Origin of the sequence: Acuticoccus sp. (assembly GCF_965213555.1) — a bacterium.
Taxonomy (GTDB): domain Bacteria; phylum Pseudomonadota; class Alphaproteobacteria; order Rhizobiales; family Amorphaceae; genus Acuticoccus.
On sequence record NZ_OZ243890.1, the window covers coordinates 3,419,812 to 3,445,882 of the forward strand.

The 26,071-nt window shown below is 72.4% G+C and carries 23 protein-coding genes, 2 pseudogenes and 1 riboswitch; of the genes and pseudogenes, 16 read left to right on the plus strand and 9 right to left on the minus strand.

Annotation, left to right across the window (positions count from 1 at the left end; all coding sequences use genetic code 11):
• Positions 1–1,375: 1,375 nt before the first annotated feature.
• From ACOOE8_RS16020 to ACOOE8_RS16035, 4 genes are all read right to left on the minus strand, one after another.
• A complete protein-coding gene (locus tag ACOOE8_RS16020; protein WP_420392414.1) occupies positions 1,376–2,515 on the minus strand; it encodes a M20/M25/M40 family metallo-hydrolase in 1,140 nt (379 codons plus the stop codon).
• Between the two features lie 76 nt (positions 2,516–2,591).
• On the minus strand, positions 2,592–2,876 hold the full coding sequence (locus ACOOE8_RS16025; RefSeq protein WP_420392415.1) for a putative quinol monooxygenase: 285 nt from the start codon (positions 2,874–2,876) through the stop codon (positions 2,592–2,594).
• A 60-nt stretch (positions 2,877–2,936) separates the two neighbouring features.
• On the minus strand, positions 2,937–3,875 hold the full coding sequence (locus tag ACOOE8_RS16030; RefSeq protein WP_420392416.1) for a glycosyltransferase family 2 protein: 939 nt from the start codon (positions 3,873–3,875) through the stop codon (positions 2,937–2,939).
• Positions 3,876–3,973: 98 nt separating this feature from the next.
• A complete protein-coding gene (locus ACOOE8_RS16035; protein WP_420392417.1) occupies positions 3,974–4,693 on the minus strand; it encodes a DUF3299 domain-containing protein in 720 nt (239 codons plus the stop codon).
• A 170-nt stretch (positions 4,694–4,863) separates the two neighbouring features.
• On the opposite strand from ACOOE8_RS16035, the gene ACOOE8_RS16040 reads away from it, so the two are divergent.
• From ACOOE8_RS16040 to ACOOE8_RS16060, 5 genes are read left to right on the plus strand one after another with little or no spacing between them, the layout of a single operon-like run.
• Positions 4,864–5,907, plus strand: coding sequence for a histone deacetylase family protein (locus ACOOE8_RS16040; protein ID WP_420392418.1), 1,044 nt, complete (start codon positions 4,864–4,866; stop codon positions 5,905–5,907).
• A gap of 53 nt (positions 5,908–5,960) precedes the next feature.
• Positions 5,961–6,665 (plus strand): hypothetical protein, encoded by a 705-nt coding sequence (locus ACOOE8_RS16045; RefSeq protein WP_420392419.1) that lies wholly within the window; start codon positions 5,961–5,963, stop codon positions 6,663–6,665.
• Positions 6,662–7,570 (plus strand): dihydroorotate dehydrogenase, encoded by a 909-nt coding sequence (locus ACOOE8_RS16050; protein ID WP_420392420.1) that lies wholly within the window; start codon positions 6,662–6,664, stop codon positions 7,568–7,570. Before ACOOE8_RS16045 ends, ACOOE8_RS16050 begins: the two co-directional genes overlap by 4 nt.
• Positions 7,567–8,616, plus strand: coding sequence for a dihydroorotase (gene pyrC, locus ACOOE8_RS16055; protein ID WP_420392421.1), 1,050 nt, complete (start codon positions 7,567–7,569; stop codon positions 8,614–8,616). The genes ACOOE8_RS16050 and pyrC overlap by 4 nt, the downstream gene beginning before the upstream one ends.
• Complete coding sequence (locus tag ACOOE8_RS16060; protein WP_420392422.1) at positions 8,613–9,308, plus strand: orotate phosphoribosyltransferase; 696 nt, start codon at positions 8,613–8,615, stop codon at positions 9,306–9,308. The genes pyrC and ACOOE8_RS16060 overlap by 4 nt, the downstream gene beginning before the upstream one ends.
• 5 nt (positions 9,309–9,313) lie before the next feature.
• Here the strand turns inward: ACOOE8_RS16060 and ACOOE8_RS16065 are convergent, their stop codons facing one another.
• Positions 9,314–9,580 carry a BolA family protein gene (locus ACOOE8_RS16065; RefSeq protein ID WP_420392423.1) on the minus strand — a complete coding sequence of 89 codons (267 nt, stop codon included), beginning with the start codon at positions 9,578–9,580 and terminating at the stop codon, positions 9,314–9,316.
• 183 nt (positions 9,581–9,763) lie between these two features.
• On the opposite strand from ACOOE8_RS16065, the gene ACOOE8_RS16070 reads away from it, so the two are divergent.
• The 4 genes from ACOOE8_RS16070 (at position 9,764) to ACOOE8_RS16085 (ending at position 14,995) form a co-directional block, all read left to right on the plus strand.
• Positions 9,764–11,386: a serine hydrolase gene (locus tag ACOOE8_RS16070; protein WP_420392424.1), complete on the plus strand. Its 1,623-nt coding sequence runs from the start codon at positions 9,764–9,766 to the stop codon at positions 11,384–11,386.
• Positions 11,387–11,553: 167 nt separating this feature from the next.
• Complete coding sequence (locus tag ACOOE8_RS16075; protein ID WP_420392425.1) at positions 11,554–11,913, plus strand: YraN family protein; 360 nt, start codon at positions 11,554–11,556, stop codon at positions 11,911–11,913.
• 457 nt (positions 11,914–12,370) lie between these two features.
• Positions 12,371–12,892 (plus strand): ribonuclease HI, encoded by a 522-nt coding sequence (rnhA, locus tag ACOOE8_RS16080; protein WP_420392426.1) that lies wholly within the window; start codon positions 12,371–12,373, stop codon positions 12,890–12,892.
• Positions 12,893–14,749: 1,857 nt separating this feature from the next.
• Entirely contained in the window at positions 14,750–14,995 is a 246-nt protein-coding gene (locus ACOOE8_RS16085) for a hypothetical protein (RefSeq protein WP_420392427.1), read from the plus strand.
• 543 nt (positions 14,996–15,538) lie between these two features.
• On the opposite strand, the gene ACOOE8_RS16090 is transcribed toward ACOOE8_RS16085, so the two are convergent.
• From ACOOE8_RS16090 to ispH, 4 genes are all read right to left on the minus strand, one after another.
• The gene (locus ACOOE8_RS16090) at positions 15,539–16,405 is read right to left on the minus strand and encodes an IS630 family transposase (protein WP_420392428.1); all 867 of its coding nucleotides are present in this window, start codon (positions 16,403–16,405) and stop codon (positions 15,539–15,541) included.
• Between the two features lie 9 nt (positions 16,406–16,414).
• A complete protein-coding gene (locus ACOOE8_RS16095) occupies positions 16,415–17,095 on the minus strand; it encodes a hypothetical protein (protein ID WP_420392429.1) in 681 nt (226 codons plus the stop codon).
• A 352-nt stretch (positions 17,096–17,447) separates the two neighbouring features.
• The gene (locus tag ACOOE8_RS16100; protein WP_420392430.1) at positions 17,448–18,407 is read right to left on the minus strand and encodes a homoserine kinase; all 960 of its coding nucleotides are present in this window, start codon (positions 18,405–18,407) and stop codon (positions 17,448–17,450) included.
• Positions 18,408–18,426: 19 nt separating this feature from the next.
• The gene (ispH, locus tag ACOOE8_RS16105) at positions 18,427–19,419 is read right to left on the minus strand and encodes a 4-hydroxy-3-methylbut-2-enyl diphosphate reductase (RefSeq protein WP_420392431.1); all 993 of its coding nucleotides are present in this window, start codon (positions 19,417–19,419) and stop codon (positions 18,427–18,429) included.
• 157 nt (positions 19,420–19,576) lie between these two features.
• Between ispH and ACOOE8_RS16110 the strand changes: the two genes are divergently transcribed.
• From ACOOE8_RS16110 to ACOOE8_RS16140, 7 genes and pseudogenes are all read left to right on the plus strand, one after another.
• On the plus strand, positions 19,577–20,077 hold the full coding sequence (locus ACOOE8_RS16110; protein ID WP_420392432.1) for a hypothetical protein: 501 nt from the start codon (positions 19,577–19,579) through the stop codon (positions 20,075–20,077).
• Positions 20,078–20,244: 167 nt separating this feature from the next.
• Positions 20,245–20,343: riboswitch (glycine riboswitch) on the plus strand.
• Positions 20,344–20,381: 38 nt separating this feature from the next.
• Complete coding sequence (gene gcvT, locus ACOOE8_RS16115) at positions 20,382–21,536, plus strand: glycine cleavage system aminomethyltransferase GcvT (protein WP_420392433.1); 1,155 nt, start codon at positions 20,382–20,384, stop codon at positions 21,534–21,536.
• Positions 21,533–21,901, plus strand: a complete 369-nt coding sequence (gene gcvH, locus ACOOE8_RS16120; RefSeq protein ID WP_420392434.1) for a glycine cleavage system protein GcvH — start codon at positions 21,533–21,535, stop codon at positions 21,899–21,901. The genes gcvT and gcvH overlap by 4 nt, the downstream gene beginning before the upstream one ends.
• A complete protein-coding gene (locus ACOOE8_RS16125; protein ID WP_420392435.1) occupies positions 21,898–22,347 on the plus strand; it encodes an NUDIX domain-containing protein in 450 nt (149 codons plus the stop codon). Before gcvH ends, ACOOE8_RS16125 begins: the two co-directional genes overlap by 4 nt.
• Before the next feature lie 21 nt (positions 22,348–22,368).
• A pseudogene (gcvPA, locus tag ACOOE8_RS16130) lies at positions 22,369–23,692 on the plus strand (aminomethyl-transferring glycine dehydrogenase subunit GcvPA).
• 40 nt (positions 23,693–23,732) lie between these two features.
• A pseudogene (gene gcvPB, locus ACOOE8_RS16135) lies at positions 23,733–25,243 on the plus strand (aminomethyl-transferring glycine dehydrogenase subunit GcvPB).
• 59 nt (positions 25,244–25,302) lie between these two features.
• Complete coding sequence (locus tag ACOOE8_RS16140; RefSeq protein WP_420392436.1) at positions 25,303–26,031, plus strand: sulfotransferase domain-containing protein; 729 nt, start codon at positions 25,303–25,305, stop codon at positions 26,029–26,031.
• Positions 26,032–26,071: the final 40 nt, after the last annotated feature.

Genomic DNA, 26,071 nt, shown 5'->3' on the forward strand with positions numbered 1-26,071 from the left:
CACCACATGCAGCAAGACGCTCACCCCAAGCGCTCGGAGGGGGTGCTGGCGCGCGTCGGCGAGCGTCGCGTCCTGGCGGGCGCTCATGAAGGCCTCGATCGTCCGCTCGGGGGAGGCTGGCTTGCGCGGCGGCCTGCCGCGCGTGCGCGGGCCCTCGCTCGCCGGTCTGCCGTCGCCGCATCAGCGCCTTGTCGATGGAGGCGACGCTGGCTCGGATCGCTCGGCGACCACGCGCACGGTGTCGCCGGCGTCGACAGCCGCCATGACGCGGTCGCGTGAATTTGACTGTAGGCTCGACATTTCGCCCAGTGCATGGGCGATCATCCTCTACCAAAGTGATCCTTCCGCTGATCGCGCTCCCGCTCCTTGTCGGACCGACACGCCGCCTCCGGGCGGCGGCGGACGCGACGCTGCGGCGGACTTGCGCGGCGCGACGCGCTCCGACGCGACTCATGCGTCCGCCAACGACCCCGACGCCAGGCTCTACCGCAAGGGCGACGGCCGCAAGCGCTGGCTCGCCTTCATCGGGTGCGTCCTTATGGATCACCGACACGGTCTGGCGGTTGGCGCGGTGGCGAGGCGAGCCACCGGCGCGGCGGAGCACGAGGCGACGCTAACGCTCCTCGACCGTCGTCGCACCGGGCGTTGGCGCATCGCGCTCGGCGCCGACAGGGCCTGGGATGTGGTCGCGTCCAACGGCGAGCCGCGGCGGCGGACGGTCACGCCACACGTCGCCTTGAACGGCGCGGTCGGCGAGTTGGGGCGGATCGGCCACCCGTTCTTGACCGCCGGACGCTGCGCCACGAGGGCCATCGTGCGAGCCGGCGTCACCGTAAGCGGATCGAGGAGGTGTTCGGAGCCATCCACCATTTATGGTGGTTGCCCATCGTTGCCGGAACGCAGCCGCGCGCCGTCACGCCGATGGCAGGGGCGGTGCCACGTGGCGTATGCCGCCCGCCGCCCCCCCTTCAGCGGCCAGCCTGCGCACCATTCTGCGACCCTCGAAGGCATCTGTGCGCTGGCTGTTGCGGATCGTCCCAGGTCTCGCCGTGAGGCGTCGGCGGGGGCGATCGACCCTCTCATCAACGACGCGCGAGCGCATCAGGAGTGGTCGCTCTGGCGCGCTGGAACCCGCCGCGACGCTGACCTGCTCGGGTGCGCAGAGCGGCGAGGGACAGACGCTCGCCTGGCAGAGCGACGACCCCGAGGTGGGCTCGGGCCCAGACGATCACCGAGACGTTGGGGAACGTGAGCGTCGAGGCCGTCCCGGCGCCCGGTGGAGCCTCAGGCGCGTCCGCCGGAGCGGCACCGTCGGAGGCGAACGGCGCGGCGGGCGCCAACCCTGCGGTCCAGCGACCTCAACGCCACCCTCGGGTCAGGCCCGCACCTCGGCCAGCAGTCCCGCCATGAGGCGAGCGCGGCGGGCAAGGCTTTCCACCTCGATGTACTCCTCAAGCGTGTGGACGAGGTCGCCGTCGACGCCGAGCCCATCCAAGGTCGGCAGGCCGAGCGCGCCCGTGAAGTTGCCGTCCGAGCCCCCGCCGACGCTCCTGTGCGTCAGCTCGATCCCCATCGTCGCCGCCACCCCGCGCGCCGCCTCGTAGAGCGCCATCGTCCCCTCGGTGGGCTCCCATACCGGCCGCACGACGCCGACCTCGACATCGAAGCCTGTGCCGTCCTCATGCCGCTCGGCGAGCGCCAACATGCGCTCGATGCCGCGGTCGAGGTCGGGTTGGCGCTTGGCCATGGACAGCGCCTCGCCGGTGCACGTCATCGACACGCAGTTCACCCATCGGCCGCCTTGGACGACGCCGACGGAGAAGGTGCAGTCGTCGTCCGTCATCGCCTCGATCTCGGGGATCTTCAGCGCCATCTGGCGGATCGCCGATCGCCCGGCCGCGAGGCGCACGCCGGCGTGGCTCGGCCGTCCGCGCGCCGTGAGGTGGAAGCGGGCGATGGCGTAGCGTCCCGTGGTGACCCCGGTGCCGCCGAGGAGCCCGGGCTCGGGAACGAGGACGACCTTGTGGCGCCTCGCCTCGTCCTCGATGAGCGCGCGGTTGCCCGGCGAGCCGATCTCCTCGTCGGACGTGAGGAGGACGTAGACCGGCAGCGGCGTCTCGTTGCCCACCTCGGCCAGCACACGCACCGCCTCGAAGGCTGCGTAGGTGCCGCCCTTCATGTCGCAGATGCCGGGGCCGGTGCAGCGCTCGCCGTCGCGGCGGAAGGGCAGGCGCTCCAGCGTGCCCACCGGGTGCACCGTGTCGAGGTGCGCCATGATGAGGACGCCGGGCTCCCCCTGCCGCGGGTGCGGGAAGGCGGCGCGTGCGCAGTCGCCGAGGCCGGGCGGGCCGGGGATCGCCTCCACGGTGGCGCCGAGCTCGCGCAGCCGGTCGCACGCGAGCTCGACCATGCGCGTGACCGCGCCAGGGTCGTAGGTCGGGCTCTCGCACTCCACCCACGGGCGCAGCCCCTCGAGCATGGCGTCGGCGGAGAGGGGCAGCGCGTTGACGTCCATGACCGAGGCTCGTTGTTGCGCCGCGCTCCGTCGGCGGCCGCCCATCCTCGCACCTGCGCCGCGGCGCTGTCGACGCTCAGGCGACGCGGTCGAGCACGTAGACCTCGCGGGAGGCGAACACCTCCTTCGTCGCCTCGCGCATGCGGCCGATGTGGTCGGACTGCGAGTGCGCCTTGAGGTGATCGCGGCTTTCCCACAGCTCGTCCATGACGAAGCGGCGCGGATCCTTGGGGTCGCGCCACAGGTCGTACTGTTGGCAGCCGTCCTCCTGGCGCGTCGGTTCGACGACGGAGCCGAGGTGCTGCGCTGCAGCCTCCTCCTGCCCCTCGTGGGTAAGGAACACCGCGACGACCTTGATCATGGACACCTCCCTTGGCTGATGTCGCACCTTGGAAGGCGGCGCCGCCGCGGGCAAGCGCCGTCACAGGAGCGCGTGCTCCATGCGCCGAGCCAAGCGCCAGCCGAAGACGCGTCGCAGCCGATGGAACAGCGGCGGGCCGACGGGGATGGCATCCGCTCCGCCGAGCGCCGCCGCGTGGGCCCGCGCCCTACGGCGCAGGTGCGGCGCGACGGGGTAGTAGTTGTAGTCGAACCCGCGCACGATGTTCGCCGCCGCGCGCCGCGTGCGCGGGCTGTCCTCGGCGGCGAGGACGTGCCCCGTGCCGAGGATCGCCGCGGACAACGCGGAGCGCAGCGCGCGCTCGTCGCCGCGCTGCGACAGGCTGCCCGGCAGCCCCGCCCGGTAGTGCAGCTGCGCCGCGGGGGCGAAGCGCACGCCGGCGCTCCTCGAGAGCAGGCGGCAGAAGAACTCGAAGTCGTCGTTGAGCGAGAGCCGCTCGTCCCAGCCGCCGACTGCGTCGAGGAGCGTGCGGGGGATGAGGAACATGCCGGGCTGCGTCATCGGCAGCCCGTCCGCCCAGTCGGCGATCAGCCAGTCGATCCCCGGGGCGTCCCAGTACGTGGTGCGCTGCGGGAAGAGAGCGCTCGACGGCGCACCGCGGAAGCGCGCCCACTGCGCCATGCCGATGGCCCCACGCACCGGGCTCGCGGCGTCGAACAGGGCGCTGAGATGGCCTGGCCCCATGACGTCGTCCGCGTCGAAGAAGATCACGTAGTCGCCGCACGCGGCGCGCAATGCGGCGTTGCGAGCCGCGCCTGCGCCCGATGCCGCGCCCGTAAGGACGCGAACCCTCGGCCAGGCTGCCGCGATGTCGGGCGAGCCGTCGGTGGATCCGTCGTCGACAAGAACGACGTCGAGGTTCGGCCAGTCCTGCCGAGCGACGCTGGCGAGCGCCTCCTCAAGGTAAGGCGCCGCGTTGCGACATGGGATGAGCACCGAGATCGTCGGGAACGCGCGCATCGTGGCCTCCGTCGGAGACCGCAACGCCGGTAGCTCCGAGCGGTTCTCTCGCCCATCGCCGTGCGGCGATCGGCCATGGGCGTCTTGGGCCCGTCGCGTCAGCGCGCGTCGTAGGGGATCGTCGAGACGTCCTCCATGCGATAGCCGACGTCCGCGAGGATCGTCGCCACCGGGTCGGCGCGCAGCGTGCCGACGATCCACACCGGGGCGAACATCTCGGGCGTCGTGTCCGCGCGCTCCACGTAGACGATCTGGTTCGGCGGCGGCGGCGGCACGTGGATGCATGCCCCCAGTTCGGGGACCAGCAGGAAGCGCGTCTCCTCCTCCTCGAAGCCCACGGGCGTGGTGTAGCCGGCGATGCGCACGCGCTTGCCGTCGAGCTCGTCGCGGACGGAGCCCTCCAGGAGCTGCAGCGTGCGCATGTCGGCAATGTCGAGGAAGAAGTTCTCGACGTCCTCGTCGGTGGCGCCGTCGGGGAACAGGCTGCGGTCCGGGGCGCCGACCCGCGCGGCAGGGTCCGCAAGCTCGAACGGCCCGTCCTGCCACAGGTCCGCGAAGGTGAGTGGCAGGACGCCCTCGGGCAGCCGAGGCGTCTCCCTCGGCTCGGGCATCGCGACGCTCACCAGCTCGTGCGGACCGGTCGCGTCGACCCCCGGGAGCGGCCGGAAGCCGTCCGCATCCGCAATCGGAACGCCGTCGGCGTCGACGATCAGTGGCTCCTCGCGGCTGGAGGAGGGGGCGCCGATCCAGGCGAAGATGGCGACGGCGGCGCCGGCGATGGCGATCACAGCCGCGGCGCGGGCGGCGATGGCGAGCATGGCGCGGACCTCCGAAGACCCTCCTTATATGCATTCGGTTCGCCAAGGTGCAGCCCCATTGCAAGCGCGCCCACGCCGTTGCGCTGCCGGCTTGCCTCGCCCGGCGGCCTTGGGGATAGTCGCGCCGCCGGTGGTCGTCACCGCGGCCCGACCGCCCGCACGGAGACCTCATGCGTGCCTTCTACGCGGCAGAGACCGCGCGCCACGACCCGCACCACTTCACGCTGCGCGGCCGCGTGGTCGCCAACGAGGATCGTCCGGAGCGCGCGGACCGCCTGCTCGACGGCCTCGCGCGCGTCGGCCTCCGCGCCGAGGCGCCGCCCGCCGCGCCGCGGACGGCGCTCGGCGAGGTCCACTCGCCGCGCTACCTCGCCTTCCTGGAAGGCGCGGCGGGCGAGTGGGCACAGCTTGAGGGCGCCAGCGCGGAGGTGATCGCCAACGCGCAGCCGCGCCTCGCGCGCGCGACGTACCCGTCGGGGATCGTCGGCCGCGCCGGCTGGCACCTTGCCGACATGGCCTCGCCCATCGGCCCGCACACGTACGCCGCTGCGGTGCGCGCCGTCGACACCGCGCTCGCCGCCGCCGACGCGGTGGCGGACGGCGCCGCCCGCGCCTACGCGCTGTGCCGTCCGCCCGGCCACCACGCCGGTCGCGAGACGGCCGGGGGGCACTGCTTCCTCAACAACGCGGCTGCGGCCGCGGCAACGCTCGCCCGCCGCGGCGCCCGCCCCGCGATCCTCGACATCGACGTCCACCATGGGAACGGCACGCAGTCGATCTTCTATGCCCGCGGCGACGTCCTGACGGTCTCGGTCCACGCCGACCCGGCGAGGTTCTACCCGTGGTTCTGGGGCCATGCGCACGAGGGCGGGGTCGGCGAGGGGGAGGGGGCGAACCTCAACCTACCGCTCCCGCTCGGAACGGACGACGCCGCATGGCTGGAGGCGATCGCCGTGGCGCTCGACCGCGTGGCGGCCTTCGGGGCGGACACGCTCGTCTTGTCCCTCGGCCTCGACGTCCACGCCTCCGACCCCCTCGGAGGGATGTCCGTCACCACCGAGGGTATCGCCCGCGCGGGGGAGCGCGTGGCGACGGCGCGGCTGCCGACCGTCGTCGTCCAGGAGGGGGGCTACCTGTCGGACGCGCTGGGCGACAACCTCGCTGCCTTCCTCGGCGGCCTCGCCGGCGGTCCCATCCCGTCGGCCACCCCGTGAGTGTGTTCGCTGGCGGCCTTAAGGTCGCCTCGCGGGAGGAGGTCGGGAACATCGTGTCCTTGTCCTTTGAGCCGCCGCAGGAGTTCGCCGGCGCGCGGGCCGGGCAGTTCCTCCTCGCGGCATCGCAGCGCCAGGGCGCGCCTCTCCTCGGCCGCCCGATCAGCATCCTGTCGGCGGAGCCGCTCAGCATCGCCTTTGCCCGTGTCGGTGCAGGCACCGAGGCGCTCGCGGCGGGAGCCGTCGGCGAGGCGGTCCACGTCGTCGGCCCGCTCGGCCGGCCGTTCGGTCCCGTGACCGACGGCACGCTCGTCGTCACGGACGCCTCGCACTTCGGCACCCTCCTCGCCCTTGTGATGGAGCACCGCGGACTCCTACCGGTCATCCTCATCCGGTCCGGACCGTCCCCAGGATCTGCCTGCGCCGCGCAGGACGCACGACTGCGTGACCTGTTCGCCCCCCACGCCGCCGCGCTCGACGCCGTTTCCATCGACGAGCTCGAGCCGACGCTGCAGCGGCTCGCGCCGCCAGCCTACGCCGCGGGCGGAGCGGACCCGGCGATGGCCGTGGTCCAGCGCGTCGCGGCGGCGACCGGCGCACCTGGGCAGGTGGCGATGCAGGCGGTGATGGGCTGCGGCGTCGGGGCTTGCCACTCCTGCGTCCATCCCATGCGGGCGGGCGGCTACGCGCTGGTGTGCGAGGGTCCGGTGTTCGCGCTCGACGCGCCGACGTTCGCCGCGGACCGGGCAGTCACCGCGTGAGGGCGCTCGCCGAGGTGCCGGACCTTCGCGTCGAGGTCGGTGCGGTGCGCCTCGGGAACCCTGTGATCCCGGCGTCCGGCACCTTCGGGCTCGGTCATGGCAGGATCCTGCCGCTCAGCCGGCTCGGCGCGCTGGTGCCCAAGACCGTAATGCCTACGCCGCGCCCAGGCCATCCGCCGCGCCGGCTCGCCGAGGCCGCGGGAGGGCTGATCAACGCGATCGGCATCCCCTCCGCCGGGTTCGACGACTTCCTCCGTGACGCCCTGCCGCGCTGGCTCGCGCACGGACCGCCAGTCATCGTGTCGGTCTCGGCCGACAGCGCGGACGGCTTCGCGGCGATGGCCTCGCGGCTCGACGCCAGCGGCGCGGCGGCGATCGAGCTCAACCTCTCCTGCCCGAACCTTGAGGAGGGCGGCCGTGCCTTCGCGCTCGATCCGGCCCCCACCGCGCAGGTCACGTCTGCCTGCCGCCGCGCCTGCGCCCTCCCGTTGTGGTGCAAGCTGTCGCCCAACGCCGCCGCGCCCGCCGACGTCGCCCGGGCCGCCGCCGCTGCGGGGGCCGACGCGCTCGTCGTCGCGAACACCCTCACCGCGCTCGCCCTCGCCGACGGCCGCCCGGTGCTCGCCAACCGCACCGGCGGCCTGTCGGGCATGCCGCTGAAACCGATCAACCTGCGCCTCGTCGACGACGTGGCCCGCGCGGTGGCGCTTCCCATCGTCGGCTGCGGTGGGATCGCGACGTTCACCGACGCGCTGGACTACTTCGCCGTCGGCGCCTCGGCGGTGGCGGTCGGCACCGCGACCTTGTCGCGGCCCCTCGCCATGGTCCACCTCATCGACGCCCTCGAGCGCCACTGCGCCGAGCGCGGCATTCGCGCGCGTGACCTCATCCGGAGCGGACGATGACCGACACGATCACCCTGCGCCGCCCCGACGACTGGCACCTCCATTTGCGTGACGGCGTGCTCCTCGCCGCGGTCGCCCCCGGCTCGGCGCACTTCGCCCGGGCCATCGTCATGCCGAACCTCGTGCCGCCCGTGGTGGACGCAGCGATGGTGCGCGCCTACCGCGAGCGGATCGTTGCCGCCACGGGCGGTGGGTCCTTCGAGCCGCTGATGACGCTCTACCTCACCGACGGCACGTCGCCGGACGACATCGACGACGCGGCGACGGTGTGCACCGCCGCAAAGCTCTACCCCGCGCACGCGACGACGAACTCGGCCGCCGGGGTCACCGACGTCGAGGCGCTGACACCCGTCCTGGAGCGCATGGCCGAGCGCGGGCTCGTCCTGTGCGTCCACGGCGAGGTGACCGACGCCGACGTCGACGTCTTCGACCGCGAGGCGGTGTTCCTGGAGCGCGTGCTGGAGCCGCTGCGGCGCCGCGTGCCAGGGCTGAGGGTGGTGCTCGAGCACATGTCCACCCGCGCCGCGCTCGCCTACGTCGCGGACGGCGGCGACGACCTCGCCGGCACGATCACCGCCCATCACTTGGTGATCGACCGCAACGACCTCCTCGCCGGCGGCATCCGCCCGCACAACTACTGCCTGCCCATCGTCAAGCGGCGGGCGGACCGCGAGGCGCTGGTGGCGGCCGCGACCGGCGGCGCGCCGCGCGTGTTCTTCGGTTCCGACAGCGCGCCGCACACCGATCCGAACAAGCTGGGGCCGTGCGGCGCAGCGGGCTGCTTCGCCGCGCCGGTGGCGCTCGCGATCCTTGCCACGGTGTTTGAGGAGGTGGGCGCGCTCGACCGGCTCGAGGCGTTCGTCGCCGAGCGCGGCGCGGACTTCTATGGCCTGCCGCGCAACGACGGCGTCTTGCGGCTCGCCCGCTGCGCGCCGTACGCGCCTGCGTCGGTCGCAACGCCCGATGGCCCCATCGCGGTGTTCGCTCCCCCCTTCGCCCTAAGCTGGGCGGTGACGGTCCAGGAGAGCGCGGAGGCCACCCCATGATCGCCGCCGGTGTGGTCTCCCAGGAGGCGGCTGCGGCGACCACCGCCCGCGCCCTCCTCGAGGTCGGCGCGGTGCACATCCGGCCCGACGAGCCGTTCACCTACACGTCCGGGCTGAAGTCGCCGGTCTACGTCGACTGCCGCAAGCTCATCGCCTACCCGCGCTTGCGCGGCACGCTGATGCAGCTCGGCGTCGCGACGGTGGCGCGCGAGGCAGGGCTCGAGCGCTTCGACGGCGTTGCCGGCGGGGAGACCGCGGGGATCGCGTTCGCCGCGTGGATGGCCGACCTCATGGGGCTGCCCATGCAGTACGTGCGCAAGGCGCCCAAGGGGTTCGGACGCAACGCCCGGATCGAGGGCGACCTCGTCCCCGGCCAGCGCACGCTCCTCGTGGAGGACCTTGCCACCGACGGCGGCAGCAAGGTGCGCTTCGCCGAGGCGCTGCGCGCCGCCGGTGCCGAGGTGGCGCACTGCTTCGTGATCTTCCACCACGACATCTTCGCCGGCAGCGAGGCCGCGCTCGCAGCCCACGGCCTCACCATCCATGCCCTCGCCCGGTGGCGCGACGTGCTGTCGCTCGCCCGCCAGCGCGGGACGCCGGACGCGGCGGCCATCGCAGAGGTGGACGGGTTCCTCGCCGACCCGCTCGGCTGGAGCAGCGCGCGCGGCGGCGTCGATCGGCTGCCAGGCTGAGCGGCTCAGTCCGGCGCCCGGGCGACGATGGCGAGCGCATGGACCGGGCCCCGCAGCTCGTCTTCGAGGACCGCGTGCACCATGCGGTGGCGCTCCAGCCGGGGGCGTCCGCGGAACGCGTCCGACACGACGGTGACGCGGAAGTGCGTCTCCCCGTCGGGACGCGCGCCCACGTGCCCCGCGTGCAGGTGGGACTCGTCGACGACGTCGAGGCTGACCGGATCGAACGCGGTGCTCAGTGCGGCGGCGATGCGGCGTGCAACGGGACCCATGGCCCTCCCTCAGTCCGTCGCCCCGGGCGGCGCTGCCCAACCCGTTGCACCGAAAGACGGTTCGACGCCGAGCGCGAGGCGCCGTCCATCGCGGTTGTCCATTGACATGTGGCACGGTTGCACGCAATCGCGGATGGCACGCACCGAGCCGCGATCTTGCCACGCCAAAATGGGAGGCGTCCGTTGAGACTGACGACCGTCCTCTTCGCCAGCTTGCTTCTGACCCCCACGTTCGCCGCAGCGCCGGCGCGCGCCGAGGTCGGCGCCTACCTGCTGTTCGACATGGCGGACGGAAGGATCCTCGCCCAGCACGAGGCGACGACGCCGTGGTACCCGGCCTCCATCACCAAGCTGATGACCGCGTACGTCACGCTGGGAGCGGTGCGCGACGGCGAGGTCGCCATGCGCTCGCCCGTCACGATCTCGGCGCAAGCGCGTCAGCAGCCACCGAGCCGCTCGGGGTTCGCGCTCGGCACGGTGCTGACGGTGGAGACGGCGCTGCGCATCATCCTGACCAAGTCCGCGAACGACATCTCCGTGGCCTTGGCCGAGGCCATCGGCGGGACGCAGGCGGGCTTCGTGGCGCGGATGAACCGCACGGCGGAGCGGCTCGGGATGAGCGCGACGCGCTACGACAACCCGCACGGGCTGCCGAACCGCGCGCAGGTGACGACGGCCCGGGACGTGGCCGTCCTGATGATGGCGCTGGAGCGCACGTTCGGCGAGCACGCCGAGGTGTTCGCCATGGACGGCGTGCAGCTCGGCCGCAAGGCTTTGCCGAACCATAACGGGCTGCTTCGCCGGTTCCGTGGCGCGGACGGCATGAAGACCGGCTTCATCTGCGCGTCTGGCTTCAACCTCGCGGCGACGGCGACCCGGGATGGCGTGAGGCTCGGTGCGGTCGTCTTGGGCGGACTGACGTCGCGCGAGCGGGACGAGCGGACCGCGGAGCTGCTGTCCAAGGGGTTCGCGACGCTGCGCGACGGGGGCAGCGTGCGGCTCGACGGCTTCGGCGCCGCCGACCCGGCGCATCCCGACGCTAGGCTGGCGCTCGCCGCCGCCGACTCCGGCGAGGCACCCGGCCTCGGCCTCGTCGAGGAGCTCGCCAACGCCGCGGACGCACCGGTCGTCGACCGGCGAGCGAAGGTCTGCGGCGCCGCTCGGCCGCTGACGCGCTACGGCGACGGGACGGTCGCGACGCGCGGTGAGGTGGTCGCCCAGCGCCGAGCCCACGACGCCTACGAGGCGGCGCGCGCGAAGCGTCGCGCCACCGTCGCCCGCCTCCTCGCCGCACCGCGGCCGGATCCACGAACGCGACCGGGCCTTCCGGCGCCCCTGGCGCGTAGCCCGGCCGACGCCACGCTGGCCGGCGAAGCGTGGCGGCCGACGTTCGCCTTCCCCCCGCCCCCCACGAACCCGGACCGCGCGGCGCCTGTCGAGGTGGCGTCGGCGACGGCCTCGACGGGAGGGGATGCCGTCGAGGCGACCCTCGCGCCCGAGGGCTGGATCGCCTCGCCGAGGTTCCCGGCGGCGAACCCGCTGCAGGCGGCCGGGCTGCGCACGCCCGTCGCAGCGCCTGGGCCCGCTCGCCCCCTGACCTACCTCGAGCCGGCTCGCCCCGCCCGCCTGGTCGCGATCGCGCTCGGCGGGGCCGACGACACGCGCCCCGAGCCGCTGTCCGGCCCACTGCTCGGCGGAGGTCCGGCACCGGTACCACCGCCGCGGCCCGTTGCGTCACTGCTCACCCCCACTGATCCCGATAGCATAATGAGGTATGCCGCGGAGGTGCGAGGTAGGCAGCCCTGAGGGTCTTGACTCAAGGGGTTGCATGACGCAACTTATGAGGGAGTTGGTGGGGAGCCTCGATGGGCACGATGGAACAGGGGACGGGGCTGCCCGCTTCGGCTGGCCCACGAGCTGCTTGCCCGGATCGAAGGGGGACGCGCTGCCCCCCATCGAAGCGTCGCGGCTCGGTGGCGTTCGGGATCGAGGCCGAAGGCAACATCGCGCGCTACCTGCACGCCGGCGGCTACCGCGTCCTCGGACGACGGGTGCGGACGCGTTCCGGCGAGGTCGACGTGATCGCCGTTCGCGACGACACGGTCGCGTTCGTCGAGGTGAAGGCGCGCTCGCGCGGCTACGACGGTCTTGAGGCGGTCGACGGACGCAAGCAGGCCCGCCTGAGCCGGGCTGCCAACGAGTGGCTGTCGAGGAACGATGCGTACGGACAATGCACCATACGCTTCGACATCGCGCTCGTTTGGCCGAAGGGAGGACTGGAATACCTCGAGAACGCGTTCGAAGGGAGCGCGCCCGACGACTTCGTTTGGTAGGCAAGGGGCCGTCGACCGCCGGGGAGGGGCTAGCCGCGGCGCCAGCCCCGCGTCCGTCGGCCCACGGCGGCATTTCCCGTCGGCACGGGTCGGCCGAGCCCTTGCACGACGGATCGGAGGGCGCAGCCATCGTCGAGCGGTCAGCGGTGCGGACCGACGACGCTGCGTCGACGAGGGTCCGGTCCACGCCATCGAGCATGCGCGCAGCCAGCGGCAGGGCGCGACAGTGGCACCCGGGTGCAGCCATGGCGGAAGCAAGGAGGTGGCCAGGCTTGTCAGCGGCGCTTGGCTCGGGCGGGATGACTGCGACCGTCAGGCACCGGACGAGTGCCGTCACACCACGTTGGCGCATCGGGGTGAAGCTGGGTGATGTTCGACCTCTTGCCGGGGTGCGTCCCGACGCGCCGGTGCTCCGCCACCGTGATGCTGCCGGCAGAACGCACCATCGTGCACGGCGATGACGGATGACGACGACGCGGCGCACGGCAACGCGGCCGACGCCGAGGGGCTTCGCGCGCCCAAGGCGCCCCGGATCGTGATCTACACCGACGGTGCCTGCAGCGGGAACCCCGGGCCGGGCGGCTGGGGCGCCGTCCTGACCTTTGGAACCCACGAGAAGGAGCTGTCCGGGGCCTCCCCTCGCACCACCAACAACCGCATGGAGCTGACCGCGGCCATCCGCGCCCTCGAGGCGCTGAAGCGCCCATCGACGGTCGATGTGGTGACGGACTCGCAGTACCTGCGGCGGGGCATCACCGAGTGGCTGCCGCAATGGAAGGCGAACGGCTGGAGGACCGCCGCCAAGCAGCCGGTCAAGAACGACGACCTATGGCGAGAGCTTTCGCACCTGGATGCGATCCACGACGTCCACTGGCGCTGGGTGAAGGGCCATGCCGGCCATGTGCAGAACGAGCGCGCCGACACGCTCGCGCGCCGCGCCATCCGCGACTTGGCAGCGGCACGCTCGCCCGACCCGTGAGCGTCGCACTTGCGCCTGCAGGCGATGCCCCAGCAAGCCGTCGCTTGCGCCTGGCGTCAGCGGCCCGATAGGCGGGCTTTCGGCTCGAACCTGCATCGTGCCGCCGCTGCAGAAGGTGGTCGCGCGCACGAACGCTCGGAAGGTCGGCTCCACCATCGAGCAGCCCCGCTGGGCCGCTCGTGCGGCGCTGATGCGTTTGTCCGTGGCAGCTCGACGGGGCGTCCTGCTGATCGACCTCGACGGCGCTGGGTCAAGCCAGCGGTCAACAGCGCACCGATCCTCCGGCACGGTTCGAGGACGGGGTCGGGCGCGCTCGACGCAACGGGCTGGCGGCAACAAGGTGGAGCTGGAGCGCTGCCGGATCGTCGCCGCTGGCAGGCCAAGTCCCGCTGATCTCGGCGGGCGGTTTTGGCGGGCGGCAGGGGACGCAGACGTTGTCGAGGATCGCCTGCGCTCCCCAAGGGACGTCGGTGCGGTGCGACGCCTCGTAGGAGGATCGAGCGGCGAGCGGATTTGGGTGCTTTGGCGTGGCTCCCACCAAACGACGAACTCCGCCGTCGGCAGGTGCGGGCCCGCGCACGTCGAAGTGGCCCGCACATGGCCTCGGCCAGCAGGGACTTCGAGCCTTCCAGCATCTTCGACCTAGGGTTGGTGCGCGGGGGAGCCAGCGCCGCACCGCCCGACCGCATGGTGTCGCCGTCCGTCGGTGTAAGAGCCGCGCCGCGGCGTTCGATCGCGAGCATCGGCGTTGCGCACGCCTGAGCGGCGGACCGCAGCCTCGTCGGTTGGGACCTTGATCGGCGTACCCCGATGTTGCCGCCGTCGCACGGCGTCATCGACGGGGCTGCATCGCGTGGACGCCCGAGGTCTTCGGGCAGGCAACCGCCTTTTGATCGATGCAATGGACCAAGCGACGGGGCACGTCGGCCGCCGACGATCCCATCCTCGGCTCACCAGCTGCGCCGTCAATCACACGCAGTCCTTCCAAGCCCAGCGCGGCGGACCCTTCAAGGCCGGACGTTGGTTCGCCGAGGTCGGCGCGAAGCAAGATTTTGAGCGTCAGGTGTCGGCCGAGCCGGCAGCTGTTGACGTCGCCCCCTCTGCAGGCGCTCGCCCTGCAGCCCATCGCCGTCGATCGGGACGAGTGCGACTTCGAGTTGCCGAGGAGGGGCTTTACGTCCCGCGCCCGCCGTTGGCCAAGGTGTGTCCGCTCAACGCCATGCGGCTCGTCGGCATCCGTTCCGCCGCGGAACTCGCCGTCGCCCCAAGTCCGCGCAGGACACGCGAGGGTTGGGCGAACGGGCCACGGTACGCTTCGGGACAGGATCGTCGCCGACCTGCGCTCGCCCCACGCACCCCGACCGGCGGCGCGGCTTGCCCGACCTCGACAAGCCAAGGGCGCGTCCGGTTCGAACCCTCGCTACGATCGTGTGCTTGATGCGATGGGTCACTCCGCCGATGGGCGGTACGGGTTCATGCGGACCTCTGGTTTGAGTGAGGCCGCGCTTGCCTCCCCGTCGCCGTGACGATGCTGGACCGCCGTCCGAACCCGATGTCGAGCCACGTTTTGCCGTCGCGCAACCGCCACGGCACGCCGCTGATCGAACGGCCAACGGAAGCTGCGTTCCGATCGCCACGAGCGTCCATGCTGGCAGCCGCAGGTCGGGGATCGGCCGACCGCCGTCCTCCAGGCTCCGACCCTAACCAGTTGCTTATGGGCCTTTCCCTACGGGCCTCGTCGCATCATCCCGCGTCAGCGGGGGAGTGTTAAGGGCGAATGAGTTTGGGTTGAGCGATCGCCAGTGAGCCGCGACCGAGCCGCACTTGCCGGCCAACGGTGGCTGCCGCTGGAGCGACTTGCCGGCGGTCCACGGCCTGCGCACGACGGTCTACACCCGTTGGCACCGCTGGTCGCAACGGCGGTCCTGGCAGGGCCGCTTCGCGGCGTTGCTCGATGAGACGCTGTGCAAGCCGCGCAACAGCATCGAGCGCACGATCGGCCATCGGAAGGACGGGCGGCGCGTCGCGACCCGATACGATCGTCCCAGCGCCACCTATGCCATCGCCATCGCCCTCGCCACGCCTGTCACGTCATGGTGCTGATGGAGTCCGGAGCCTAGAGCGTCTTCTTCATGAGGTAGATGGCCGGCGTGCTCGAGCGAGCGTCGGCGCTCGGTCGGACCGGGTTGCTGCATGGGGTCGCCGATCGCGGTCCGGAGGGGCCTCGCGGAGGCGAGCGCGGCGCCGGCGCGGGCTTGGCGAAGACCGTCTCGATCGGGTTGGGGTCGGCCGAGGGGGCGGCGGGGACAGGACGGTGCTCCCGGCGGCCGCAATCGCCTCGCGCACACCGGCGACCTTGTGGCCGGTGAGGTCGTCCACGATGACGACGCTGCGCGCTGCACGTGCCGTTGCAAGAAACTGCTCGGCGGAGGCGAGGACGGCCGGCCCCGTCATCGGCGCGGGACAGGCGGAGCGGAGCGACAAGGCCGGTCGTCGCCAGCCCGCAGACGAAGGTAGGGGGCGCCGATGGCCGTGCGGCACGGCGCCGACCACGCGGGCTCCCTTGGGCGCCCAGCCGCACAGCCTGGCCATCTTCGCGCGAGCGCCGGTCTCGTCGACGAGGACGAAGGTTTCGTACCAGCGTGCCTATTGGATGACGTGTCGGATCCAGGGCTGAAGGCAGAGCGATCGCAGTCGACCAGCCTCGCCGACGAGGGCGTTCCAGGCCTCGCAGCAGGCGTCGACGATGGCCTCGGTGTCGCGCAGCAGGCGAAGGCTGGGGTGCCGCGCGCGCAGGGACAGCCAGACCCGCGCCATCGGGTTCAGCTGCAGCGAGTAGGGCGGCAGCGGCACCAGGGTGACGTTGGGCGGGATGACGAGCGCGCTCGCACCATGCCAGCCGGCCCCGTCGAAGACCATGACGGCGTGCTCGTCGGGGAGAAGCGTGTCGGCGAAGCGGTCGAGGAAGAGCTGCATCGCCGCGGTGCCGACCTCGGGCAGCACCAGGGCGAATGCAGCTTCGCCATCGGCTCGCGCGGCGTCGAACAGGTCGGTGAAGGAGAAGCGCCTGTCCTGCCGTCCCGGGGCGCGCTCGCCCTTCAGCCACCAGCGATGGCACAGCCGTCCCTTCTGGCCGACGCGCATCTCGTCCTGGAACCAGAGGACGATGCGCTTGTCCGGGTGCGCCGCTGCGACCTCGTTCAGCGCGTTGCGGAGCCGTTTTTCGAACCCGGCACGCGCCTTCGCCGATGCCTTCGGATGCACCGGCCGCGCCTTCTGGTGCAAGAACCCCTCGCGCCGCAGGAGGCGCGACAGGCTCTGCGGCGTGATCGTCTTGCCGAAGCGCTCCTCGAGCGAACGCGGTGAGGTCCGGCAGCGTCCAGGTCGACGCCATCGATCTTTGGATCGAGCCCTTGAAGATCCGCTCGGAAGGCAGCGCCAGTTCGCCGTCGGTGAGGGCAGGCCGGCGACCGGGTCCCGGCCGGTCGACGAGGCCCGCCAGACCTTCGGCATTGTACCGCGTCACGGCATCGCGCAGCGCCCGCCGCTCCATCCCGGCTGCGGCGGGCGCAGCGCCCGCCGCTCCATCCCGGCTGCGGCGGCGGCATCGGCGCGGCTCATCCCGTCGAGCGCGTTGGCGATCGCGAGCAGGCGCTCCGCCGTTCGCACCGAGCGTTCGTGAAACGTCAGCTGCCTCAGCTTGCGCGCCGGCACAGCGTCGTCGATCCCCAGTCCCCGACCCATCATCATGCCCCGCGAATCATCGATCCGCTCAAACGGATAAGAGCCGAGCCGCGAGCCAGCGGGAAGGCGCGTCGGTATCAAGATCGAGGCAGCGCTGCCCCAGCCGCCGGCGTCTTCGAGCCCGCGCCACGTCCGGGCGAGCCTGCTCGGCCACGCGCAGGACTTTTTTTGAGCGTGAGGCCGAGCCTGCGCACCGTCCGCCGCAGCGCAGTCACCGCGACGCTCACCCCGTGCGCCTGCCGACGGTGCCGGCGCACGTCGGCCGGCGTCGCGTCCTGGTTGGCGGTCATCAAGGTCTCGATCGTCCGCTCGCGCGCGCGCCTGCAGGGCGGCCTGCCGTGGGTCGTTCGGGGTCGCCAGCTCGCCGGTCGTCCTGCGCCGCATCAGCGCCGTGTCGACGGAGGCGGCGCCGACGCCGGACCGTTCGGCGATCAGGCGCACCGCTTCGCCGGCGTCCACGGCCGCTACGAGGCGGTCGTCAGATCCCGGCCGAGGCTCGACCGCTCGCCCAAGGCACGGCTCCACCGAGGTGGTCCGCGCGATGCCGCCTCTCCCGATCCTTGCCGATGCGAACCCGGTCATCGGGACGTTGCCCTGGCATGCCGGCGAGCTCCGTCCGCCCGACGGCCATGGAGGATCCGGGATCGATCCGAGCAAGGATGGCGCGGGCGAGCGTGCCGTCCGATGGGGTCCCAGCCCGCCGATCCTCACGCGTCGCGTCGAGGTCGCGCGCGGCGAGCCCCCAATGATCTGCCCGCTTGTCCGCCGAGTGACCCAAGCGAGCCGCCCTTGCAGCCGGCGGGCGAGGCACTCACAGTCCGTAGTCGGCGGGTCCGTCGACGGTGCGGTGGAAGCGCAGGCGGTCGTAGTACGGCCGCGGGTCCTTCGGCGTTACGAGCGCCGCGGCGGGCACGCGCAGCCAGTCATGCAGCCGCGTCAAGCAGAACCGCAACGCCGCCCCGCGGCACAACAGCGGCAGCGCCTCCCGCTCGTCGTCGTCGAGCGGCCTGGCGGCATCGTAGGCACGCACCATCGCCCGCGCGTTCGTCACGTTGAAGCTGCCATCCGGCTCGAAGCACCAGGCGTTGATGCAGATGGCGAGGTCGTAGGCCAGCAGGTCGTTGCAGGCGAAGTAGAAGTCGATGAGCCCGGACAGCCGATCGCCGACGAAGAACACGTTGTCCGGGAAGAGGTCGGCGTGGATGATGCCTTCCGGCAGCGCGGTGGGCCACAGCCGGGCGAGCACGCAAAGCTCGTCGTCGACGACCTCGGTCAACCCCGCTACGACGCCGTCCGCGTGCGCCCGCGAGGCCTCGAAGAGGGGACCCCACGCGGCAAGGCCCAGCGCGTTCGGCCGCCGGCGCGCGTAGTCGGCGGTGGCCGAGTGGAAGGCGGCGAGGTTGCGTCCGAGCGCGGCGCAGTGGGCGGGCCGAGGCCGGCGCGTCGCCATGCCGTCGAGGAAGGTGACGAGGGCCGCGTTGCGACCGCATAGGCGCGCCAGAAGCGTCCCGTCGCGCCGCGCCACGGGCTGGGGCGCTGCGATGCCACGGTCCGCGCAGTGTCGCATGAGCCCGAGGAAGAACGGCAGGTCCATCGGATCGACGCGCTGCTCGTAGAGCGTCAGGATGTACGTGCCGGCCTCGGTTCGCACGAGGTAGTTGGTGTTCTCGACCCCCTCGGCGATCCCCTTCGCGGAGAGCAACGCGCCGACGTCATAGTCCCGCAGGAAGGCAGCCAGCCCCTCGTCGTCGACCGCCGTGTAGACCGCCACGGACGCGCAGCGGTACCGTTCAGGTCATCCCGGTCGCGGTGAGCGAGGGGACCGGCGGCCGCGTGCCGCGCAGCTGACGGGGCAGCGCGAACTCGATGGTCTCGTCCGCCGTGCGCGCGGTGCTGATGTTCAGCCTGTAGTGCGCGGCGAACGCCTCGAGCACCTCCTCCACCAGCGCCTCCGGCGCCGAGGCGCCGGCGGTGATGCCGAGCGTCCTGATGCGGCCATACGACGTCACGTCCACCTCGCTGGCGCGCTGGATCAGCCGCGCGTTGCGGCAGCCGGCGGAGATCGCCACCTCGCGCAGCCGCTGGGAGTTGGACGAGTTCGGCGCGCCGACGATGATCATCGCGTCGCACTCCGCGGCGACCGACTTCACCGCCTCCTGCCGGTTCGTGGTGGCGTAGCAGATGTCGTCCTTGTGGGGACCGACGATGCCAGGGAAGCGATCCGTCAGCGCGGTGACGATCGTCCTCGTGTCGTCCACCGAGAGCGTCGTCTGGCTGATCCAGGCGAGGTTGTCGGGATCGCGCGGGACGAGGCGCGTGACGTCGCGCGCGGTCTCCACGAGCGTCACGGCGCCCTCCGGGAGCTGGCCCATGGTGCCGACCACCTCGGGGTGGCCGGCGTGGCCGATGAGGATGATGTCGCGGCCGCGCCTGTGGTGGAGCTCGGCCTCCTTGTGGACCTTAGAGACGAGCGGGCAGGTCGCATCGAGGAAGAAGAAGTTGCGCGCCGCGGCGTCCGCCTTCACCTCCTTGGGCACGCCATGCGCGGAGAAGATGACGGGCCGATCGTTCGCCTCGATCTCCTCGAGCTCCTCCACGAAGATCGCGCCCCTGGCCTCCAGCGAGGCGACGACGAACCGGTTGTGCACGATCTCGTGCCGGACGTAGACCGGGGCGCCGTACTTCTCCAGCGCGATCTCGACGATCTGGATGGCGCGGTCGACGCCGGCGCAGAAGCCGCGCGGCGCGCACAGGACGACGTTGAGTTCCTCGTGCTCGGACATGGCCTCGCCGCTCCGCGTTGCGTTGGTGGCTCCGAGGGTCATAGAGGAACGGCGGATGGGCAAGTCAAGGAGCGAGCCGGTGGCAGGCGGAGGCACGGCGGACGTGGGCGAAGGTCGTCGCCGTCGGCACGCAGCGGCAGCGGCGACGACGCTGGGCTTGGCGCTGCTGCTCGCGGGCTGCGGCGGCGCGCTGACGGGCACGAAGAATGCCGTGGGATCGCTGCTGTCGGCCGGTGCGGGGCCCGACGCGCCCGAGCCCGTGCAGGCTGAGCCGGAGGCGCCGCGCTGCCCGACGGTGCGCGTGCAATCGGAGACCGAGCTCCTGAGGCGCGACGACGGCACTGGCACGGCCGCCGGCCTCTCCTGGCAGGCGAGCATCGCGAAGACGGCGCGCGAGTGCACCGCAGCGGGAGAGGGCGTTGCCGTGCGCGTCGGCGTCGCCGGGCGCGTCGTCGAGGGGCCGTCCGGTGCGAGCGGCAGCGTGTCGCTGCCCGTGCGCGTCGCCGTGCGCGAGGCGAGCGGCGTCACCTACGACAAGACGCACGCGGTTGCCGTGGCGCTCGACGCGCCGTCGAAGGGCTGGGCGTTCGTCGACGAGGCCGTGATCGTCGCCGAGCCGCGCGGCGCGGTGATCTACGTCGGCTTCGACGACACCTGAGCCATGCCGCGGATGACGCATCCCTCGCGCCGAGCTTGACTTTTCGCGCCTGAACCAGCAAGTGCGGCAGGCGCGGGAGAGATCGCCCGGCGTCGCTTCTGGCGGCGTGCGGGCGGCGCCGAAGGAGCAACGGCCCGGAAACTCTCAGGCAGAAGGACCGCGCAACCGGACGACATTCTGGAAAGCGGCGGCGGCAGCCGTCCACCGAAGGAGTAGCCGCGGCGTGCCGCGGGAAATCTCTCAGGTGCCATGACAGAAGGGCAGGGCGCGGCCTCGGCTGCGCGTCTCGTCATGGGGAGTGTGCGTGTCCGAGCCTGCATCCGATCCCTCGCCCCATCCGCCCCCCGGTGCGTTGAGGCGCACGCCGTTGTTCGAGGTGCACCGATCGGCGGGCGCGCGGCTCGTCCCCTTCGCGGGGTTTGCGATGCCGCTCCAGTTCTCCGGCATCCTCGCCGAGCATAGGGCGACGCGGCAGGCCGCCGGGCTGTTCGACGTGTCGCACATGGGCCAGCTCTCCGTGGACGGGCGGACGCGGGACGCCGCCGCCCGCTGGCTGGAGCGGTTGACGCCGTCGAACATCGCCGGCCTGGCGGACGGGGCCATGCGCTACACCGTCCTGACCAACGAGGCGGGCGGCATCGTCGACGACCTCATCGTCACGCGCCTCGGCGAGCGCTTCCACCTCGTCGTCAACGGGTCGCGGCGCGCGGCTGTGGCCGCCCACATGGCGCGACACGCGGATCCGGACGTGACCGTGACCGCCCTCGATCGCGTGCTCATCGCGCTGCAGGGGCCGGGCGCCGAGGCAGCGCTCGCGCCCTTCGTCGACCTCGACCTCGGTGCGATGGCCTTCATGACGGCGGCGGAGGACGAGGCGTTCGGCACGCCCGCCCTGATCGCGCGCTGCGGCTACACCGGCGAGGACGGCTTCGAGCTCTCGCTGCGCCCGGACGCCGCGCTCGCCGCCTGGCAGGCGCTGACCGAGGGCGGCCACGCGACGCCGGTGGGCCTCGGGGCACGCGACACCCTGCGGCTCGAGGCGGGGCTGTGCCTGTACGGCCAGGACCTCACCGAGGAGACGAGCCCGGTGGAGGCGGACCTTTCGTTCGCGATCGGGCGCCGGCGGCGGGAGGAGGGCGGCTTCCTCGGCGCCGGGCGCGTCCTGGCCGAGCTGGCGGACGGCCCGGCGCGCCGGCGCGTCGGCCTCGTCGGCGGCGGACGGGTGCCGGCAAGGGCGGGCGCGCCGCTCACCACGGTGGACGGCACGAGCGTCGGCAGCGTGACATCGGGGGGCATCGGCCCCACCGCCGGCGGCCCCATCGCCATGGCCTACGTCGCCACCGAGCACGCTGCCGCTGGCACGGAACTTGTGGCCGAGGTGCGCGGTAAGCCGGTGGCGGTAACGGTGACCCCGCTGCCCTTCGTGCCCCCCAACACGAAACGACGGAGCCCCCGATGAAGCGCTTCACGAAGGACCACGAGTGGCTCGAGGAGGACGGCGAGCTCGTCGTGGTCGGCATCACCGAGCACGCGCAGGAGCAGCTCGGCGACATCACCTTCGTGGAGCTTCCCGAGGTCGGGCGGACGCTGGCGAAGGGCGACGCCTTCGCCGTGGTGGAGAGCGTCAAGGCGGCCTCGGACGTCTACAGCCCCGTCGCCGGCGAGGTGGCGGAGGTGAACGGCGCGCTCGACGAGCGGCCCGAGCTCGTCAACGAGGCGGCGGAGGGCGACGGCTGGTTCGCCAAGATCAGGTCGAGCGGCGAGGAGCGGGACGACCTCATGGACCGTGCCGCCTACGACGCGTTCTTGAAATCCTTGGCGTGACGGGGCCGCGGCTCGCGGTGCGTGCCCTCATCGTCGAGGATGCTCGGGTGCTCCTCGTCAACGCCTACCCCGACGGGCGCAGCGACCTGTGGTGCGCGCCGGGCGGCGGCGTGGAGGTCGGTACCGATCTTGCGACGAACCTGCGCCGCGAGGTGCACGAGGAGACCGGCCTCGCCATTGAGGTCGGCGCGCTCGCGATGGTCAACGAGTTCGCCGACCCCGCGCGGGGCTTCCATCAGGTCGAGCTGTTCTTCCGCGCCCGCGTGACGGGCGGCGCGCTCGATCCGCGGTGGCGCGACCCCGAGGCGATCGTGACCGAGCGGCGGACCTTCGCCGCGCACGAGCTCATCGCCGTCCGGTTCAAGCCGGACAGCCTGGCGAGGGTGGCGTTCGGCCCGGCCGACGCACCCGCGCACTACGACACACTCGAGCCGATGATCGTCTGACGATCGGCCGCGGAGGACGCCATGCGCTACCATCCCCTCACCGACGACGACCGCGCCCTCATGCTGCAGCGGATCGGCGTCGCCTCGGTCGACGACCTGTTCACCGACGTGCCGGCGGACAAGCTGTGGACCGAGCGCATGGACCTGCCGGCGGGCCGCTCGGAGATCGCGGTGGAGCGCGCGCTGTCGGCGATGGCGCGGCGCAACCACGCGGCCGGGGACGGGCCGTTCTTCCTCGGCGCCGGCGCCTATCGCCACCACGTGCCGGCGAGCGTCGACCACCTCATTCAGCGCTCCGAGTTCCTGACCTCCTACACGCCCTACCAGGCGGAGATCAGCCAGGGCACGCTCCAGGTCCTGTTCGAGTTTCAGACGCAGGTGGCAAGGCTGACCGGGATGGAGGTGGCCAACGCCTCCATGTACGACGGCTCCACCGCGGCGGCGGAGGCCGTCATGATGGCCGCGCGCGTCACCCGCCGCGGTCGCGCGCTCGTCGCTGGCGGCGTCCACCCGCAGTACCGCGACGTCATCGCCACCATCGCGACCGGCGTCGAGGTGGAGGCGATGCCGGGCGACCCGACGGCGTCCGAGGACATGCTCGCCCGCATCGACGAGGGCGTGGCCTGCATCGTCGTGCAGACGCCCACCTTCTACGGGCACCTCGTGGACCTTCGGCCCCTCGCGCAGGCCGCGCACGCCGCTGGGGCGATGCTGGTCGCGGTCTTCACCGAGGCGGTGGCGTTCGGCGCCATCGAGCCGCCCGGCCCCCACGGCGCCGACATCGTGGTCGGCGAGGGTCAGTCCATCGGCAACGCGCTCTCCTTCGGCGGTCCCTACGTCGGCCTGTTCGCCACGCTGAAGAAGCACGTCCGGCAGATGCCGGGCCGCCTCGCCGGCGAGACGGTAGACGCGGGAGGGCGCCGCGGCTTCGCGCTGACGCTTGAACACGCGCGAGCAGCACATCCGCCGCGACAAGGCGACGTCCAACATCTGCACCAACTCGGGGCTGTGCGCGCTCGCCTTCTCCATCCACATGACGCTGCTCGGCGAGGCGGGCCTCACCCGCCTCGCCCGGCTCAACCACGCCCGCGCCTGTGCCACCGCCGACGCGCTCGCCCGCGTGCCGGGCGTCGCCGTGCTCAACGAGACGTTCTTCAACGAGTTCACCGTGCGCCTGCCCAGCGACGCCACGCAGACGGTTGAGCGGCTCGCCGGCGAGGGCATCATCGCCGGGCTGCCGGCGGCGCGGCTCGACCCTTCGGCGCCGGGCGACCTCCTCATCATCGCCGCCACCGAGCTCACCACCGACGACGACATCGCAGCCCTCGCGGGGGCGCTCGCGTGAGCCCGTCGCCCCATCCCCACGACCGCATCGCAGGCACGCCATGACCTTCACCGGCAACCAGGGTCTTAGGATTCACGAGCCGCTCATCTTCGAGGTGGGGCGGACCGACACCACCGGCGTCGACGTGGAGGAGCCGGCGGCGTTCGAGCCGCGGCTCGGCGGCCACGCCCGAGGTGGGGCCAAACGCCCATCGACCTGCCGGGGCTGACCGAGCCTGAAACCATGCGGCACTACGTGCGCCTGTCACGCCAGAACTACGCCATCGACTTCGGGCTCTACCCGCTCGGCTCGTGCACCATGAAGCACAACCCGCGGCTCAACGAGAAGGTGGCGCGGCTGCCGGGCTTTGCCGACGTCCACCCGCTCCAGCCGGTCTCGACGGTGCCGGGCGCCATCGAGGTGATGACGGAGCTGTCCCGCTGGCTGCTCCAGATGACCGGCATGGAGGCCGTCGCCCTGTCGCCCAAGGCGGGCGCGCAGGGCGAGCTGTGCGGCATGATGGCGATCCGCGCGGCCATCGCCGCACGAGGCGAGGAGCGCCGCACCGTGCTCGTCCCGGAGTCGGCGCACGGCACCAACCCCGCGACCGCTGCCGCCCTCGGCTACAGGGTCGAGGCGATCGCCGCGCGCACGGACGGGACGGTGAGCGTCGAGGCAGTACGTGCCAAGCTGTCGGACGACGTCGCCGCGATCATGCTGACGAACCCCAACACCTGCGGCCTGTTCGAGCCCGAGGCGGCGGCCATCGCCGAAGCCATCCACGACGCCGGCGCGTACTTCTACGGTGACGGGGCGAACTTCAACGCCATCGTCGGCAAGGTGCGGCCCGGCGCCATCGGCGTCGACGCCATGCACATCAACCTGCACAAGACGTTCTCGACGCCGCACGGCGGCGGCGGGCCGGGATCGGGCCCCGTCGTGCTGTCGCAGCGCCTCGCAGCCTACGCACCGGTGCCGTTCGTGCGCGCCGACGGCACGCTCGTCGAGCACGTGGGCGACGCGGTGGGGGAGGAGGCGCCGTTCGGCCGCCTCACCGCGTTCCACGGCCAGATGGGCATGTTCGTGCGCGCCCTCGCCTACATGATGAGCCACGGCGCGGACGGCCTGAAGCGGGCCTCCGAGGATGCCGTGCTGTCGGCGAACTACGTCAAGGCGTGCCTCGACGACGTCATGAGCGTGTCGTTCCCCGACCGGCATGCGATGCACGAGGTGCTGTTCGACGAGCGCTTTCTGAAGGGCACCGGGATCACCACGCTCGACTTCGCCAAGGCGATGATCGACGAGGGCTACCACCCGATGACGATGTACTTCCCGCTCGTCGTCCCAGGCGCGATGCTGATCGAGCCGACCGAGTCGGAGTCCCTTGCCTCGCTGGACCTCTTCATCGCGACGCTGCGCGACCTTGCCCAGGCCGCGAAGCGCGGCGAGGTGGAGCGCTTTATCGAGGCGCCGCGCCACGCTCCGCGCCGCCGGCTCGATGAGACTCGTGGCGCGCGTCGGCCGGTCCTCACGTGGGAGGCCCCGACCCCGGTCGCGGAGGCCGCGGAGTAGTGGATCAACGCTTACCAAGCCTCGTGCAGGCCACGCCGGACAGGGCTGGGGAGGGGAACGTGTGCGTCTCCTACCCCAAGTCGGGCCGAACCTGGCTGCGCGCCATGCTGGCTGGGCTCGGCGTCGACGCCCGCTTCACGCACTTCGGCGACGCTCCCGGCGCCGGCGCGTGGGGGCTGCACGCGCGCCACGTCCGCGCGCCCGTCGTCGACGAGCCGCGCATCGTGTTCCTGCACCGCGACCCGCGCGACGTGGTGGTGTCGTTCTACCACCACCTCCACAAGCGGCGCCGTCCGAGCCTCGCCCGGCAGGTGCGGTGGCGCGTGTCCGGCACGCGTCCGCCGCCCGAGCTGGGCAGGTTCGTCCGCTCGCCCCGCTTCGGGCTCGAGAAGGTGATCGCGTACAACCTCGCGACGGCTCAGCTTGCCGCGTTGCCGGTGGCCTACGAGGCGATGAGCGAACGCACGGCCGACACGCTCGCCGAGGTCGCCGGCCACTTCGGCGCCCATCCTGCGCCGCAGGAGGTCGCAAGGGTCGTGGCCGAGCACGAGTTCGCGGTCATGCAGGCGCGCGAGCGAGCGGGAGTGGCGGGCGAGAGCTGGCTGCGCGCGAAGGAGCCGGGCGACCCGTCGAGCTACAAGGTGCGCCGCGGCAAGGTCGGCGGCTGGCGCGACGAGCTCGACGCGGCGACCCAGGACTGGGCCGACGAGGTGCTCCGCCGCACCGAGTACGCCGGCCGCATGGCGGACCTCGGCGCGCCCACCGCGCTCGCGGGTCGCGGTTCCTGACGCCGACGGAGCGCGCTGGACGCCGGCCGGCGTGCGGGCC

What these genes read in the sequence shown, in the direction of transcription:
- ACOOE8_RS16020 (WP_420392414.1), bottom strand. Translation starts at nt 2,515, where the DNA reads ATGGACGTCAACGCGCTGCCCCTCTCCGCCGACGCCATGCTCGAGGGG.
- ACOOE8_RS16025 (WP_420392415.1), bottom strand. Translation starts at nt 2,876, where the DNA reads ATGATCAAGGTCGTCGCGGTGTTCCTTACCCACGAGGGGCAGGAGGAG.
- ACOOE8_RS16030 (WP_420392416.1), bottom strand. Translation starts at nt 3,875, where the DNA reads ATGCGCGCGTTCCCGACGATCTCGGTGCTCATCCCATGTCGCAACGCG.
- ACOOE8_RS16035 (WP_420392417.1), bottom strand. Translation starts at nt 4,693, where the DNA reads ATGCTCGCCATCGCCGCCCGCGCCGCGGCTGTGATCGCCATCGCCGGC.
- ACOOE8_RS16040 (WP_420392418.1), top strand. Translation starts at nt 4,864, where the DNA reads ATGCGTGCCTTCTACGCGGCAGAGACCGCGCGCCACGACCCGCACCAC.
- pyrC (WP_420392421.1), top strand. Translation starts at nt 7,567, where the DNA reads ATGACCGACACGATCACCCTGCGCCGCCCCGACGACTGGCACCTCCAT.
- ACOOE8_RS16060 (WP_420392422.1), top strand. Translation starts at nt 8,613, where the DNA reads ATGATCGCCGCCGGTGTGGTCTCCCAGGAGGCGGCTGCGGCGACCACC.
- ACOOE8_RS16065 (WP_420392423.1), bottom strand. Translation starts at nt 9,580, where the DNA reads ATGGGTCCCGTTGCACGCCGCATCGCCGCCGCACTGAGCACCGCGTTC.
- rnhA (WP_420392426.1), top strand. Translation starts at nt 12,371, where the DNA reads ATGACGGATGACGACGACGCGGCGCACGGCAACGCGGCCGACGCCGAG.
- ACOOE8_RS16090 (WP_420392428.1), bottom strand. Translation starts at nt 16,405, where the DNA reads ATGCCGAAGGTCTGGCGGGCCTCGTCGACCGGCCGGGACCCGGTCGCC.
- ispH (WP_420392431.1), bottom strand. Translation starts at nt 19,419, where the DNA reads ATGTCCGAGCACGAGGAACTCAACGTCGTCCTGTGCGCGCCGCGCGGC.
- gcvH (WP_420392434.1), top strand. Translation starts at nt 21,533, where the DNA reads ATGAAGCGCTTCACGAAGGACCACGAGTGGCTCGAGGAGGACGGCGAG.